This is a genomic window from Methylobacterium sp. A54F (assembly GCF_053346035.1).
In genome coordinates, this window is sequence record NZ_JBKFBF010000002.1 from 109,587 (window position 1) to 122,903 (window position 13,317).

Below are 13,317 nucleotides of genomic sequence, written 5' to 3' on the forward strand. Positions count from 1 at the left end.
AGCGGAAGATCGCGCGCATGGCTAACGCCGTCCAGGCCTCGACGATGAAAGTGCGTTGCCGGCCGATTGCCGCGGGCGACCGCGACGGGCTCGCCGCCCTGCTGGCCCGGGGGTTTCCGGCCCGCACGCAAGCCGCCTGGTCAGGGGCGCTGGGCGGGCTCGCGCGCTACGCGGCTGACGAGGGCCATCCGCACCACGGCTACGTGCTGGATGCAGGGGGGACGCTCGTCGGCGTGCTGCTGATGATCTTCGGCCCGCGCAGCGAGGGCCCGCGGCGCTGCAACCTGTCGAGCTGGTACGTCGAGGCGGGCTACCGCCACTACGCCTCGCTCCTCGTCGGCGCGGCGACGCGGGACCGCAGCGTCACCTACCTGAACCTGTCCTCGGAGCGGGCGACGCGGCCGATCATCGAGGCGCAGGGCTTCGTGCGCTACGCCGACGGCGCCTTCCTCGCCCTGCCGCTCGCCGGCCCGGCCTCGGAGGCCGGCCTGTGCATCGCGGCGGCCGGACACGTCCCCGCCGGCGCCGCGGAAGCCGACCGCGCGCTGATCGAGACCCATGCGGGCCTCGGCTGCATCGCCCTCTGGGGTGTGGCGGAGGGCGAGGCCCACCCGTTCGTGTTCGCCCGGCGCACCCTCACGCGCCTGCGCATCCCGGTCGCGCAGGTGATCCACGCCCCCGGGGAGGCGGAGCTCCGCCGCTTCGCCCGCCCGCTCGGGCGCCACCTCCTGCTGCGCGGGCTGCCCGTCCTGATGGTCGACGCCAACGGGCCCGTTCCGGGCCTCGTCGGGCGCTACCTGCCGGGACGCATGCCGAAATACGCCAAGGGCTCGCAGCCCCCCCGGCACGGCGACCTCGCCTACACGGAGGCGGCGTTCTTTGGGACGTGAGGGCCGGGGACCGGCGGTTCTTGTTCCGACGTGCTCTCCAGGAAGCTTTGCGATCCCTGGAGGCCTCCTTCGAGGCTTCGCTTCGCTCCGCACCTCAGGATGAGGTCGCGGGTGGGAGTGAGGAACGGTTTCCCCGATCCACCCACCTCATCCTGAGGTGCCCCCGCCAGGGGGCCTCGAAGGAGGGCTCCAGGGATCGCGCGGCCGCTGGCGCCCGCCTTCAGCGACAACCCTACTGCGCGGCCTGCAGGAACTTCAGGTCCAGCGCCGAGAGCGCGAGGAGCGGGGCGGGCAGCGGAATGCCGGCCACGCGCATCCGGCGGGCGGCCTGGCGGCAGCCCGCGAGGTCGTTGGCCTCGGCCGCCGCGTCGACCGCCGCGATCATCTCGGGCGTCGGCTTTGCGGGCGGGGGCGCCGCGGCCGGCGCGGCGGCGGTGGCCGGCTGCGGGGCGGCGCCCTGCGCCGTGCCCTGCGGCCCGGCGGCGCCCGGCCCCGAATTCGGTACCGGCCCGCTGAGGCCCGCCTTCTGCTGCGTGTCGCCCGCGGCCGCGGACGGGGTCTGCTGACCCTGACTTTGGCCCTGGGGCGGCGCCGCGGCGGCGACGGCCGGGGGCTGCCCGGCGGGGGCGGCCGCGGGAGCCGCCGGCGCGGGGGCCGGCGGATGCACGTAGGCGACGAGCTCCTTGCAGAGGTTTGCGGGCTTGCCCGCGCCCTGGGCCAGCGCCGGCCCGAGGCCGAGCGCCAGGAGCGCGGCGGTGCCGGCGGCGAGCGGGAGGTGTCTCATCGTGCTGCTCCCTCTGCGGATCCCGCCGCTCACGACTTGTGCCCGGACGGCTCGCCCGCGACCGCGTCGTGCGGGCCCTTCACGTCGCCGGTCCAGCGGGGGCCGACGAGGTTGGTGCCGGGCTTCGAGACCCGGGCCGCCTCGGTCGAGAAGGCCTGGTAGGCGAAGCGCTGGCTCGTCGCGAGGACGTAGGAGGCCGCGACGCCGAGCGCGAGGGCGGCGATGACGGCGACGAGGAACGCTTTCACGGTGTCTCTCCCGATTCTCAAGATGGCCCGGACGTCGCCCGGGCGGCGTCCTCACGCGTCCCGCATCCGCACTCGGCCGGGACCTCACTCGGCCGGGACTTCACTCGGCCGGGACCTGGCCGGGCCGCAGCTGCGGCCCGCTCGCGGTCTTGGCCTGCTCCCGCTCGACCCAGAGATCGTGGTGGGTGCGCGCCCAGGCGAGATCGACCTTGCCGCTGCCCATCGCGTCGTAGGCGCCCTCCATGCCGAGCGACCCGATGTAGATGTGCGCGAGGATCGCCGCGATGAAGGTGATGCCGATCAGGGCGTGGATCACCTGCATGATCTGCATCCCGTTGATGTCGAGGAGCGCGAACGGGAACAGCATCATCAGGCCGGTGACGGACATCGCGGCGCCGAAGCCCGCCACCATCCAGAACACCACCTTCTGGCCGGCGTTGAAGCGCTCGGCGTGGGGGTGCCCGTCGCCCAGGAACCCGCCGCCCGCCTTGATCCAATGCACGTCGATCCGGTTCGGGATGTTGTCGCGCAGCCAGACGACGAACATGAAGGCGATGCCCAGCATGAAGGGCCAGGCGAGGTAGACGTGCGAGTACTTCGCCCACTGCGCCAGCGTCGCGAACGCCTCCGGCCCGATCAGCGGCATCAGCAGGCGCTTGCCGAAGATGTAGTTCAGGCCCGACAGCGAGAGCACGATGAAGCAGCTCGCCGTCATCCAGTGCGTGAAGCGCTCGAAGCCGTTGAAGCGCAGGATCTTGCGGCCCGATTCCTCGGACTGCTCCATGCGGATCCGCCCGCGCGTGAAGTAGAACAGCCCGAGCAGGGCGACCATGCCGAGGATGAAGGCCGCCCCGATCCAGGGCAGCCAGCCCTCGTGGAAGCCGCGCCACTCCCGGCCCTGGGGCTGGATGAGGTTCGCCGCCTTCTGGTCGGGGATCGAGATGCGGCCGCCGATCTTCGGGGCCTGCTTGAAGAGGCTCTCCTCGTTCACCGCGTCGGCGGTGGGCGTTGGCGCCGTGGTGGGCGGCGGCGCGGCCTGCTGGGTCTGCGCCGCCGCGGGCCGCGGGTTCGCGACCGTGCCCGCCGCGGCGACGGCCGCGAGGGCCGCGGCCGCCGTGAGGGTCCGGATCAGCGTCGCACCGAGCCGCATGGCTTTTCCCTGTGTCTTCGTCATGCCGTGACCCTGCCGCTCAGAGCGCGACCGTCTCGCGATAGGCCGTCTTCCAGCCCCAGGCGCCGGAGCCGTAGCCGCGCTTGACCACCCGCTCCTTGTAGATCTGGGCGATCATCTCGCCGTCGCCGGCGAGCAGCGCCTTCGTGGAGCACATCTCCGCGCAGAGCGGCAGCTTGCCCTCGGCCAGGCGGTTGGAGCCGTACTTCTCGTACTCGATGGTCGAGAGGTCGGGCTCGGGGCCGCCCGAGCAGTAGGTGCACTTGTCCATCTTGCCGCGGGACCCGAAGTTGCCGACCCGCGGATATTGCGGGGCGCCGAACGGGCAGGCGTAGAAGCAGTAGCCGCAGCCGATGCACAGGTCCTTGGAGTGCAGCACCACCGCGTCGGCGGTGGTGTAGAAGCAGTTCACCGGGCAGACGGACGCGCAGGGCGCGTCCGTGCAGTGCATGCAGGCCATCGAGACCGAGCGCTCGCCGGGCTTGCCGTCGTTGAGGGTGACGACGCGGCGCCGGTTGATGCCCCACGGCACCTCGTGCTCGTTCTTGCAGGCGGTGACGCAGGCGTTGCACTCGATGCAGCGGTCCGCGTCGCAGAGGAATTTCATGCGGGCCATGATGGGTCGTTCCTGTTCAAGCCGCACGGATCTGGCAGAGGGCCGCCTTGGGCTCCTGCATGCCGGTCACGGGATCGAAGCCGTAGGTCGTGACGGTGTTGACGCTCTCGCCGAGCACCACGGGGTCGGTGCCCGCCGGGTAATGGGCGCGCATGTCCTTGCCCTGGTACCAGCCGGAGAAGTGGAAGGGCATGAAGGCCACGCCCTTGGCCACCCGCTCGGTGACGAGCGCCTTCACCTTGGTCTGCGTGCCGTCCTCGGGCCCCGAGACCCAGACCCAGGCCCCGTCCTTGATGCCGCGCTCGGCGGCGTCCTGGACGTTGATCTCGACGAACATGTCCTGCTGGAGCTCGGCGAGCCACGGGTTCGAGCGGGTCTCCTCGCCGCCGCCCTCGTACTCGACGAGGCGGCCCGAGGTGAGGATGATCGGGAAGTTCTTGGCGACCCCCCGCTCGACGGCGGCCTTCTGCACCGTGAAGCCGATGTTCGGCATCCGGAACTGGCGGTCGTCGGGGCGGGTCGGGTACTGCGCGACGAGGTCGGGGCGCGGGGTGTAGATCGGCTCGCGGTGCACCGGCACGGGATCGGGCAGGTTCCAGGCGTTCGCCCGCGCCTTGCCGTTGCCGAACGGGATCACCCCGTGATCGAGGCAGACCCGCTGGATGCCGCCCGAGAGGTCGGTGGCCCAGCTCACCGCGTCGACGTTGCCGCCGCCCGTCTTGGTGATCGAGGCCATCTCCTCGGCCGTCAGGTCCTTGTCCCAGCCGAGCTTCTTGAACACCGCCATGGTGAACTCGGGGTAGCCGTCCGTCAGGTCGGAGTCCTTCGTGAAGGAATCCTCCGCGAGCAGCGTCTGCCCGTTGCGCTCCACGCCGAAGCGAGCCCGGAAGGTCGAGCCGCCCTCCTTCACGTGCAGGTTGGTGTTGTAGAGGATGTGCGTGCCGGGATGGCGCAGCTCCGGCTTGCCCCAGCACGGCCAGGGCAGGCCGTAATAGTCGCCGCCGACCTCCGGGTCGTCCTTGGGGGCGCGCAGGGTGATCAGGTCGAACTTGTGCTGGTTGCGCATGTGCGCCTTCAGGCGCTCGGGCGACTGCCCGCAATAGCCCGTGGACCAGCCGCCGCGGTTGATCTCCCGCAGGACGTCCTCGGCCACCGGGACGCCGTTCTCGACCTTGATGGCCTTGAACATCGTGTCGGCGAAGCCGAGCTTGGCGGCGAGGCGGTAGATGACCTCGTAGTCGGACTTCGACTCGAAGGCGGGCTTCACGATCTGCTCGCCCCATTGCAGCGAGCGGTTCGAGGCCGTGCGGGAGCCGTCGCACTCCAGCGTCGTGCAGATCGGCAGCAGGTAGGTGTTGTTCTGCCGGGCATCGAGCGCCGCGAAGGTCGTCGGGTGCGGGTCGGCGACGACGAGGAGCTCGAGGTTGTTCATGCCCTTGATGGCGTCGGGCAGGCGCGTGACGGTGTTGCCGCCGTGGCCGAACACCATCATGGCCTTGACCGGGCTCTTTTGGTCGACCTGATCCTCGGGCAGGTTCACGGCGTCGAACCAGCGCGTCGAGGTGATGCCCGGCGCCTCCATGTTCTCCTTGCGGGAGCGCGCCTTGCGGCCGGCCTTGGCGGGCACCTCGTCGAAGCGGGACTGCAGCCACTCGTAGGGCACGTCCCAGACGCGGGCCCAGTGCTTCCAGGCGCCCTCGACGAGGCCGTAGTAGAGCGGCAGCGTCGTGACATCGAGGCCGAGGTCGGTGGCGCCCTGCACGTTGGTGTGGCCGCGGAAGATGTTGGCGCCGGTGCCCGGCTTGCCGACGTTGCCGGTGGCGAGGCACAGGATGCAGAGCGCCCGCACGTTGGCGGTGCCGACCGTGTGCTGGGTCGCGCCCATGCACCAGATCAGGGTCGCGGGCTTCTCGGTGGCGAACAGCTTGGCGACGCGCTTGAGCTGCTCGCCCGGCACGCCGGAGACGCGCTCCACCTCGTCGGGCGTCCACTTGGCGACCTCCTTGCGGACGTCGTCCATCGCGTAGACGCGCTTGGCGATGAAGTCCTTGTCCTCCCAGCCGTTCTGGAAGATGTGCCAGAGGATGCCCCACACCACCGGGATGTCGGTGCCCGAGCGGATGCGGACGTACTCGGTGGCGTGCGCGGCCGTGCGGGTGAAGCGCGGGTCGATCACCACCATGTTGGCGCGGTTGATCTCCTTGCCGGTCAGCACGTGCTGCAGGGAGACCGGGTGCGCCTCGGCGGGGTTGCCGCCGAGGATGATCATGGTCTTGGCGTTGCGGATGTCGTTGTAGGAGTTGGTCTGCGCGCCGTAGCCCCAGGTGTTGGCCACGCCCGCCACGGTCGTCGAGTGGCAGATGCGCGCCTGGTGGTCGACGGAGTTCGTGCCCCAGAACGCCCCGAGCTTCCGGAACAGGTAGGAGGCCTCGTTGGTGAACTTGGCCGAGCCGAGCCAGTAGACCGAGTCGGCCCCGTTGCGCTCGCGGATGGCGGTGATCTTGTCGCCGATCTCGTCGATCGCCTGGTCCCAGGAGATCTTGGTCCACTGCCCGTCGACCATCTTCATCGGGTACTTCAGGCGCCGGTCGCCGTGCACCAGCTCGCGGATCGCCGCGCCCTTGGCGCAGTGCGTGCCGCGGTTGATCGGGCTCCCGTAGGACGGCTCCTGGCCGACCCAGACGCCGTTGACGACCTCGGCCGTGACCGTGCAGCCCACCGAGCAGTGGGTGCAGATATTCTTCCGGATCGTGACCTCCGGCCCGCTGACCGAGGCGCCCGCGGCCTGCGCCCGGCGCACCGACCCGAGCTGGATCGAGCCGGCGGCCGCGAGGCAGCCCGCCACGAGGCCGGAGCGGCGCAGGAAGCTGCGGCGGTCGAGGGTGCCCGAGACGAGCCCGGCGGAGACGGCCTGGTGGCGGCTGCGGCTGGCCTCGCCGCTCTTGCGCTTGATCAGCATCGCGCTCTCACTTCTTCAGCGTCTCGTAGGCGTTCGTCCGGTAGAACGCCTTCACGTGGTCGGTCTCGCGGTAGCGGGCCTTCGTCTCCTCGGAGCCGGGATCGTAGGCCTGCGCGGGCGTCGCGGTGATCGGCGCGACGAGGCTGGCCGCGGCGACCGCCGAGCCGCCGCCGAGGGTGCGGAAGAACTGGCGCCGCCCGATCCCGTTCTGCTTGTCCCGTTCCATCGTCATCGCTCCTAGGGTCCGTCGGCCTCAGGCATCCATCGCGAAGGCTTCCGCCTCGACGGCGAGGTAGAGCCGCCCGAGGGCGCCCACCGCGCGGTAGAATTCGGTCTCGGCGGAGGCCTCGACATCCGCGAAGAAGCGCTCGCCCCAGGGCTGGAGGTGGCGCGCGAAGAAGATCGCCTGCCGCTCCGGCTCCGCCGCGAAGCGCCCGGCGGCGAGCCCCGCCATCACCTCGAGCAGGATCGCGGCGTGGTCCTCGGGCTCGCTCGTCCCCGCGCTCCGCTCGATCCCGAGCGCGGCGAGATCCTCGCGGACCCGGCCCAGCGGTCGCTCGTTGAGGAAGCCGGTGAGGTAGAAGGACGCGAAGGGCACGAGCTTGCCCCGCCCGACGCCGATGAACAGCGCGAAGTGGTCCCGCTCTAGCGCCGGCGGCGCGGCGTCGCGCGCGGCCTGTCCGAGGCGTCCGAGCGCCTGTCCGAGGGGGCTCGCATCGCCGTCCAGGGCCGAGAGCTGCCCGAGCAGCCGGCCGCAGGCCGGACGGCCGACGAGCGTCGCCAGAAGGTCGTACTGCCGCGCACGGAGGCGGTCGATCTCGTCGACGTCCCCGACTTCAGCCCCGATATCCACGTCGGCCAGCGCCACGCCCGAATCCACCGCCCCGATCGGCCCGCCGCTTTCCGGCGGAAACATTGCGCACGTTATAAACGCGATCCGCCGGGCGGGGAACTCACTTTTGATCCGTTCAAAGGGGAATTGCTCCGCCGTGGCGTCGCACGCGTGTGACAGAGGCCGTACTTTGTCGGCTTTCTTCGGCCGCGGCCTCCGTGGCGGTCTGCGCCGGGGGTGCAACCACTGGGTCAGGCGAGGTTTCGAGAGCGATCTGCGGTGGAGGGTCCTCGGCGGGGGGCCGCGCCTCCGCGGTCACGTCGGCGGCCTCCTCGGCGACCTGTGCGACCGCCTCCGGTCTCGCTTCGGTTCGGTCGCCGATGATGCGCGCCAGCATCGCCTCGACGTCGTCGGTCGGCAGGAGCGGACCGGCGCCTGGCACGCCGCCGGCGACGTTCCAGTCGAAGGCGTACTCGCGCGCCTCGCAGAGATAGTCGCGGATCGCCGGGTCGAGGGACCACATCCGCCGCAGCGCCGCGTTGCGCAGGAGCGGCGGCACGCCCGCGCGCAGGAACTGCGTGAGGTCGGTGCCGATGTCGATCGCGTCGAGGCTCGGCAGGGCCGCGAGCTCCTCGGCGGACAGGGCCGCCTCGGCGGGCGCCGCGTCGCCTTCGAGGACGGGCTCCGGCGCGGGCGGCGGCTCGGCCGGCGGGAGCCGGGTCTCCTGCTTGCGCCGCGACCAGCGGGAGAGGAAGTCGCCCGTGCCCATCAGCCGTCCCGTCCCTTGTCGCCGATGCCGCGCCGGGCGAGCGCCTCCGGGTCGGCGCGGTCGCGCTTGCGCTTCTCGAACTTGCGCTCGACGTGCCAGGCCTCCACGAAGGCGGCGAGGATCGCCTGGACGCTCTCCGGCATCGGCACCGCCTCCACGATCTCGCCGATGCCCTCCGCCATCGCCTCGCCCTCGTAGGGGTCGGCCGTCACGGTCGCGATCTCGTAGGCGTCGTCGCCGAGGTGGCGCAGGGACACCCACAGGCTCGGGCGCCCCGAGACGAGGTTGTCGCGATAGTGCCCGGTCTCCGAGACGTGCAGCGCGACCTGGTGCGAGCCGGCGTAGAAGGTCTCCTCCCCGGCGCTCTGCGTCAGCCGCGTCCAGGGCTCCGCCTGCGGGACCGCCGGCAGGGCGCCGACCGGCAGCCACTGGTGGCTGACCCACGGGTTGTTGAGCGCCCGCCGCGCGACGATGATCCCGACCTCGAACCGGTCCTCGGGCATGATCGGCCTCTCCGGCTCAGTCGGAATCCGCCAGCGGCAGGCCGACGACGAGATTCTGAGGCTTCAACGTCAGGCGCTTGTCCGCGTTCATCGCCATGATGAGGTAGATGGGGTGGCCCGCGACCTTCGGGTCGAGGCGCGCCTCGTCCGCGACCTCCATGCGGAACAGCGCGAGGACGCGGGTCTGCGCCTCCGGCTCCACCGGCTCGCCCCGCCAGAGGGCATTGCCGATGGCCGTCGCCTCGGCGTCGAGGCCGATGAACCAGCGCCAGTCCGGCTCCTCGATGCGGGGGATCGGGGCGACGCGCACGGTGAGGCCGAGGAGGTGCGCGAGCCAGGCCTCGATGGCCCGGGCGAGCCCGTCCCGCGCCCGCGGATCGCCCGAGAGGTTGAGCGCCATCGTGAACGCGTCGGACCGGCTCCAGTAGGTCCAGGCGTTCTCGCCCGTCATCACGTCGAGCTCCGCCGCAGGCTCGTGCCCGAACATCGCCATGAGGGGGGAGCGCGTGCCCTCGCGCGCCTCGATCAGCTCGGCGTCCGCCGCGAGCGTCGCGCCCTCGTGCAGCGAGATCCGCTGGGGCCGGAAGAACATCTCCCCGGCCCGGAGCGCGAACGGGTCCTCGCAGCCGTCGAGGGCGTTGCGCAGGATCAGGTGGACGAGCTGGTTCAGGAACAGGCCCGGCGTGCCGGCGGTGCCGGCCCGCACGATGTCGAGATAGGCCGCCTCCACCGAGCGGGCGCGCAGCAGCCGGTCCCGGAAGGCGAGGATCACCTGCCAGTTCTCGACCGCGTCCGGGTCGGCGAGGCGCGCGAGCTCCGCCGGGCTCACGGGGCGGCGCGGATCCGCCCGGAGGCTGTCGTAGAGCGCGCGCTCGGCCGCGCAGGCCTCCGCGGGCGGCACCAGCTCCGGCCGGGCCAGGTAGGCGAGCAGCAGCGCATCCGTCACGGCGAGGCCGCCGCCCTCCGTGCGGCCCGCGAGGTGGTGGCCGCTGGAGACCCAGAACTCGGTCACGGGCGCCCCCTGCCTTGCGCGCTGCCGGCCGCGAGGCCGGCGAGATCGACGCGCTCCTCCGGCTCGTCGGTCTCGACGAAGTGGAAGGCGCGGGCGTGCGCGTGAAGCCGGTCGGCCTCCGGGCTGCCGGCCCGCCGCTGCAGCGTGCGGAAGCGCTCGGTCAGCGCGCCGTCGGCCGCGCTGCGGCTCATCGCGATCACCGCGCCGACCTCCGGCGCGCACAGGCTCGCGGCCTCCGCGACCTCCTCCGCGGCGGCCGCGCGGGCGGCCTCCAGGCTCGGCGCGCCGAGCTGCGCCACGAGGTGCCGGGCCAGCGCCTCGACTGCGCCGTCACGCTCGTCCTCCGTCGCCTCGCTGACGACGACGAGCGTCGAGAAGCCGAAGCTGTCGACCCCCAGGAAGCCGGACCGGAACGCCGCGCGCTCCTTCGCGGACAGGGCGGCGGGGTCGGCATCGACGAACAGGAAGGAGCCCGTGACGGCCCACTCGCCGGGCTCGGCCGCGCGGGCGAACACGAACGTGTCGGACGGGTCGAGGCGGAGCGTGCGGGGAAGCTTCAGGACCATGGGGACGCTTCGATGGGGCGGGCGCGGCAGGATCTCACAGCCGCGGCCTTCCGGTCAGGGGGTCGAGCCAGGAGGGAGCCCTCAAGGCCGGCATCAGGGGCTCCGTCGCACCGCCCGCGGCGCGCAGGTCCCCCTCGGGCGAGAGGGTGGCGGAGTCCCCGCCGAGGTAGCGCAGGTAGCGCCGGGCCACCGGCTCGAAGCCGTCCTCGGCCCAGACCGCGAAGAACTTCATCAGGTAGCGGGCGAAGCTCTCCAGGATGACGTCCCGGGAGGCGATCTCGAAGCCCTCGTCGGCGATCGAGGTGCTGTCCGGCGTGAGCCCCGGATCCCCGTCATCGGCCTTGCCCGCGATCAGCATGGCGCCGAACACCAGCCAGTCCGGCACCGCCTCCTCCGCGCAGCCCTCGGGCCAGGCGAGGCGCCCACCGCCGAGGCGGGCCTCGTTGAAGTGGAGGCTGTCCGGCCAGCCGAAGCGCACGGCCTTCTCGGGCGGGGCGTGGGTGCCCACCGCCTCGGCGAGCGCCGCCATCCCGGCCAGGAACGCCCGGCGGGCGGTGCGCAGCGGCTCCTCGGGCGCGAGAACCACGGCGAGCGCCAGCGCCCGGTCGCTCTCGGCATGGACGAGGAGACCCGCTTCATCCGGCCCCGCCCGGCGCAGCGCCTCGGCGAACACCGCCTCGGGCGCGGCCAGACGCAGCCCGCTGAACAGCGGCGGCAGCAGGAGATCCGCTGCCTCACTCGACGCCGCATACGCCGTCACTGCCTCACCTCGCGCTGCCTTCGGCCCGGGACTCGATGCGCCTGCGCGGTTCCGCTCAATCGCAGTTTGGACCTATTCGAGTATAAGGGGCCTCGACAAGCGCGCCGACGCGCGCGCCGCACGAATCCGGGATGACACAGTGTCCGACCGCCAGGCGTATCCCCGCCCTGTTCCCGCCCGCACCGTGTTCGCCTGCTCCTGCGAAGCGACGATGCCCCTCGACGCGGAGGCGATCGCGCGGGGCTGCGGCGGCGCCGTCGCCACCGCCGAGCAGCTCTGCGGCCGGGAGCTGGCGCGGGTGCGCGAGGCCCTGGAGGCGGGCGGCCCCGTCACGATAGGCTGCACCGTGCAAGGCCCCCTGTTCGGGGAGGTCGCCGAGGAGCTCGGTGCGAGCGACCGCGTCGCCTTCGCGAACCTGCGCGAGCTGGCCGGCTGGTCGGACGAGGCGGCCGCCGCAGGGCCGAAGATGGCGGCCCTCGCGGCCGCTGCCGCCGAACCCGTGCCGGAGGCCGGGCTCGTGACGCTCGAGAGCGCGGGCGTCGCGCTGATCTACGGGCGCGACGAGACCGCCATCGAGGTCGGGCGACGCCTCGCCCAGCACCTCGACATCACCGTGCTGCTGAGCCGGCCCGGCGCCGTCCCGCCGCCGCGGCGCGCCGAGTTCCCGGTGCTCAAGGGCACGGTCACCCGGGCGAAGGGGCACCTCGGCGCGTTCGAGCTGACCATCGACGATTGCGCGGCCCCCGCCCCCTCCTCCCGCGACTGCCTGCGCTTCGGGCCGGCGCGCGACGGCGCCACCTCGACCTGCGACCTCGTCCTCGACCTCACCGCCGGGACGCCCCTGTTCCCGGCCCACGAGACGCGGAGCGGTTACCTGCGGGCCGACCCGCGCGACCCGGCCGGGGTCGAGCGGCTGGTGGGCGAGGCCGGCCACCTCGTCGGCACCTTCGACAAGCCGCGCTTCGTCGAGTTCCGGGCCGAGCTCTGCGCGCATTCCCGCTCGCGCATCACCGGCTGCACCCGCTGCCTCGACGTGTGCCCCACCGGCGCCATCGCGCCGGCCGGCGACAGCGTCGCGATCGACCCCTACGTGTGCGCCGGCTGCGGCTCCTGCGCCTCGGTCTGCCCCACCGGGGCGGCGGCCTACGCCGTGCCCCCGGCCGACGCGCTGCTCCGGCGGCTGCGGACGCTGCTTGCCGCCTACCGGGAGGCCGGCGGCGCGGACCCGGTGGTCCTGCTGCACGACGGCGAGCACGGGGAGCCGCTGCTCCTCGCCCTGGCCCGCCACGGCCCCGGCCTGCCCGCCAACGTCCTGCCGCTGCCCGTCAACGAGGTGACCCAGATCGGCCCCGAGGTGTTCGCGGCGGCCCTCGCCTACGGGGCGGCGGGCGTGCGGATCTTAGGGTCCGCCCGGCCGAAGCACGACCGCGCGGTGCTCCACCGCGCGGTGGAGCTCGGCGGCACGGTCGCGGCGGCCCTCGGCTACGGCGCGGGCATCCTCGCGACGATCGAGACGGACGACCCGGACGATCTCGGCGCTCGCCTGCGAGGCATCGCGCCCGGCACCGTCTCGCCGCGGCCGGCGGCGTTCCGGGCGGCGGGCGGCAAGCGCGAGGTGCTGCGCGTGGCCTTCCGCGAGATGCAGGTCGCCGCGCCCGCGCCGGTCCCGGTGGTGCCGCTGGCCGCCGGCGCCCCCTTCGGCGGCCTCGCCATCGACGTCGAGGGCTGCACCCTCTGCCTGTCCTGCGTCGGCGCCTGCCCGACCCACGCGCTGACCGACAGCGCGGAGCGCCCGCTCCTCGCCTTCGACGAGGCGCTCTGCGTCCAGTGCGGGCTCTGCGCCGCGACCTGCCCCGAAAAGGTGATCGCGCTGACGCCGCAGATCGACTTCGCGGCCTGGGCGGAGCCCCGCCGGGTGGTGAAGGAGGAGGAGCCGTTCTGCTGCATCGCCTGCGAGAAGCCCTTCGGCACCCGCAGCACCATCGAGCGAGTCATCGGGAAGCTGCGCGACCGGCACTGGATGTTCGCAGGTGCGGCCGGCGAGGAGCGCATCCGCTCCCTGATGATGTGCGAGGATTGCCGCGTGGAGGCCGCCCTCAACCAGGGCTTCGACCCGCACACCATGCCGGAGCGCGCCAAGCCGCGCACGACCGAGGATTACCTGCGCGCCCGCCAGAGCGAGGCGCCCACGGGCTAGGCGCCGGATC

General features: G+C 72.7%; 14 protein-coding genes. 2 read left to right on the forward strand and 12 right to left on the reverse strand.

Annotated elements, in window-relative coordinates; all coding sequences use genetic code 11:
• Nucleotides 1-17: 17 nt before the first annotated feature.
• A complete protein-coding gene (locus tag ACLBXP_RS04210; protein ID WP_447666317.1) occupies nucleotides 18-890 on the forward strand; it encodes a hypothetical protein in 873 nt (290 codons plus the stop codon).
• 232 nt (nucleotides 891-1,122) lie between these two features.
• On the opposite strand, the gene ACLBXP_RS04215 is transcribed toward ACLBXP_RS04210, so the two are convergent.
• The 12 genes from ACLBXP_RS04215 to ACLBXP_RS04270 form a co-directional block, all read right to left on the reverse strand.
• Nucleotides 1,123-1,674 (reverse strand): hypothetical protein, encoded by a 552-nt coding sequence (locus ACLBXP_RS04215; RefSeq protein WP_447666318.1) that lies wholly within the window; start codon nucleotides 1,672-1,674, stop codon nucleotides 1,123-1,125.
• Nucleotides 1,675-1,703: 29 nt separating this feature from the next.
• Nucleotides 1,704-1,922, reverse strand: a complete 219-nt coding sequence (locus tag ACLBXP_RS04220) for a hypothetical protein (RefSeq protein ID WP_447666319.1) — start codon at nucleotides 1,920-1,922, stop codon at nucleotides 1,704-1,706.
• A 100-nt stretch (nucleotides 1,923-2,022) separates the two neighbouring features.
• Nucleotides 2,023-3,072, reverse strand: a complete 1,050-nt coding sequence (locus ACLBXP_RS04225; protein ID WP_447666715.1) for a formate dehydrogenase subunit gamma — start codon at nucleotides 3,070-3,072, stop codon at nucleotides 2,023-2,025.
• A gap of 40 nt (nucleotides 3,073-3,112) precedes the next feature.
• Nucleotides 3,113-3,709: a formate dehydrogenase FDH3 subunit beta gene (gene fdh3B, locus ACLBXP_RS04230; protein ID WP_447666320.1), complete on the reverse strand. Its 597-nt coding sequence runs from the start codon at nucleotides 3,707-3,709 to the stop codon at nucleotides 3,113-3,115.
• Nucleotides 3,710-3,725: 16 nt separating this feature from the next.
• Entirely contained in the window at nucleotides 3,726-6,668 is a 2,943-nt protein-coding gene (locus ACLBXP_RS04235; protein WP_447666321.1) for a formate dehydrogenase subunit alpha, read from the reverse strand.
• A 7-nt stretch (nucleotides 6,669-6,675) separates the two neighbouring features.
• Nucleotides 6,676-6,894, reverse strand: a complete 219-nt coding sequence (locus ACLBXP_RS04240) for a formate dehydrogenase (protein ID WP_447666322.1) — start codon at nucleotides 6,892-6,894, stop codon at nucleotides 6,676-6,678.
• Between the two features lie 27 nt (nucleotides 6,895-6,921).
• Nucleotides 6,922-7,557, reverse strand: coding sequence for a TorD/DmsD family molecular chaperone (locus ACLBXP_RS04245; protein WP_447666716.1), 636 nt, complete (start codon nucleotides 7,555-7,557; stop codon nucleotides 6,922-6,924).
• Between the two features lie 79 nt (nucleotides 7,558-7,636).
• The gene (locus tag ACLBXP_RS04250) at nucleotides 7,637-8,269 is read right to left on the reverse strand and encodes a DUF3306 domain-containing protein (protein ID WP_447666323.1); all 633 of its coding nucleotides are present in this window, start codon (nucleotides 8,267-8,269) and stop codon (nucleotides 7,637-7,639) included.
• Nucleotides 8,269-8,772, reverse strand: coding sequence for a DUF3305 domain-containing protein (locus ACLBXP_RS04255; RefSeq protein WP_447666324.1), 504 nt, complete (start codon nucleotides 8,770-8,772; stop codon nucleotides 8,269-8,271). The genes ACLBXP_RS04250 and ACLBXP_RS04255 overlap by 1 nt, the downstream gene beginning before the upstream one ends.
• A gap of 16 nt (nucleotides 8,773-8,788) precedes the next feature.
• Complete coding sequence (locus ACLBXP_RS04260; RefSeq protein WP_447666325.1) at nucleotides 8,789-9,784, reverse strand: DUF6352 family protein; 996 nt, start codon at nucleotides 9,782-9,784, stop codon at nucleotides 8,789-8,791.
• A complete protein-coding gene (locus ACLBXP_RS04265) occupies nucleotides 9,781-10,350 on the reverse strand; it encodes a DUF6505 family protein (RefSeq protein WP_447666326.1) in 570 nt (189 codons plus the stop codon). The genes ACLBXP_RS04260 and ACLBXP_RS04265 overlap by 4 nt, the downstream gene beginning before the upstream one ends.
• Nucleotides 10,351-10,384: 34 nt before the next feature.
• The gene (locus ACLBXP_RS04270) at nucleotides 10,385-11,110 is read right to left on the reverse strand and encodes a biotin/lipoate--protein ligase family protein (RefSeq protein ID WP_447666327.1); all 726 of its coding nucleotides are present in this window, start codon (nucleotides 11,108-11,110) and stop codon (nucleotides 10,385-10,387) included.
• A gap of 211 nt (nucleotides 11,111-11,321) precedes the next feature.
• Between ACLBXP_RS04270 and ACLBXP_RS04275 the strand changes: the two genes are divergently transcribed.
• Nucleotides 11,322-13,307, forward strand: a complete 1,986-nt coding sequence (locus ACLBXP_RS04275; protein ID WP_447666328.1) for a 4Fe-4S binding protein — start codon at nucleotides 11,322-11,324, stop codon at nucleotides 13,305-13,307.
• Nucleotides 13,308-13,317 lie beyond the last annotated feature (10 nt).

Bases quoted from the DNA above. Each gene is read 5' to 3' on its own strand.
- ACLBXP_RS04210 (WP_447666317.1), top strand. From the start codon at position 18: ATGGCTAACGCCGTCCAGGCCTCGACGATGAAAGTGCGTTGCCGGCCG.
- ACLBXP_RS04215 (WP_447666318.1), bottom strand. From the start codon at position 1,674: ATGAGACACCTCCCGCTCGCCGCCGGCACCGCCGCGCTCCTGGCGCTC.
- ACLBXP_RS04225 (WP_447666715.1), bottom strand. From the start codon at position 3,072: ATGCGGCTCGGTGCGACGCTGATCCGGACCCTCACGGCGGCCGCGGCC.
- fdh3B (WP_447666320.1), bottom strand. From the start codon at position 3,709: ATGGCCCGCATGAAATTCCTCTGCGACGCGGACCGCTGCATCGAGTGC.
- ACLBXP_RS04235 (WP_447666321.1), bottom strand. From the start codon at position 6,668: ATGCTGATCAAGCGCAAGAGCGGCGAGGCCAGCCGCAGCCGCCACCAG.
- ACLBXP_RS04240 (WP_447666322.1), bottom strand. From the start codon at position 6,894: ATGGAACGGGACAAGCAGAACGGGATCGGGCGGCGCCAGTTCTTCCGC.
- ACLBXP_RS04250 (WP_447666323.1), bottom strand. From the start codon at position 8,269: ATGGGCACGGGCGACTTCCTCTCCCGCTGGTCGCGGCGCAAGCAGGAG.
- ACLBXP_RS04255 (WP_447666324.1), bottom strand. From the start codon at position 8,772: ATGCCCGAGGACCGGTTCGAGGTCGGGATCATCGTCGCGCGGCGGGCG.
- ACLBXP_RS04265 (WP_447666326.1), bottom strand. From the start codon at position 10,350: ATGGTCCTGAAGCTTCCCCGCACGCTCCGCCTCGACCCGTCCGACACG.
- ACLBXP_RS04275 (WP_447666328.1), top strand. From the start codon at position 11,322: ATGCCCCTCGACGCGGAGGCGATCGCGCGGGGCTGCGGCGGCGCCGTC.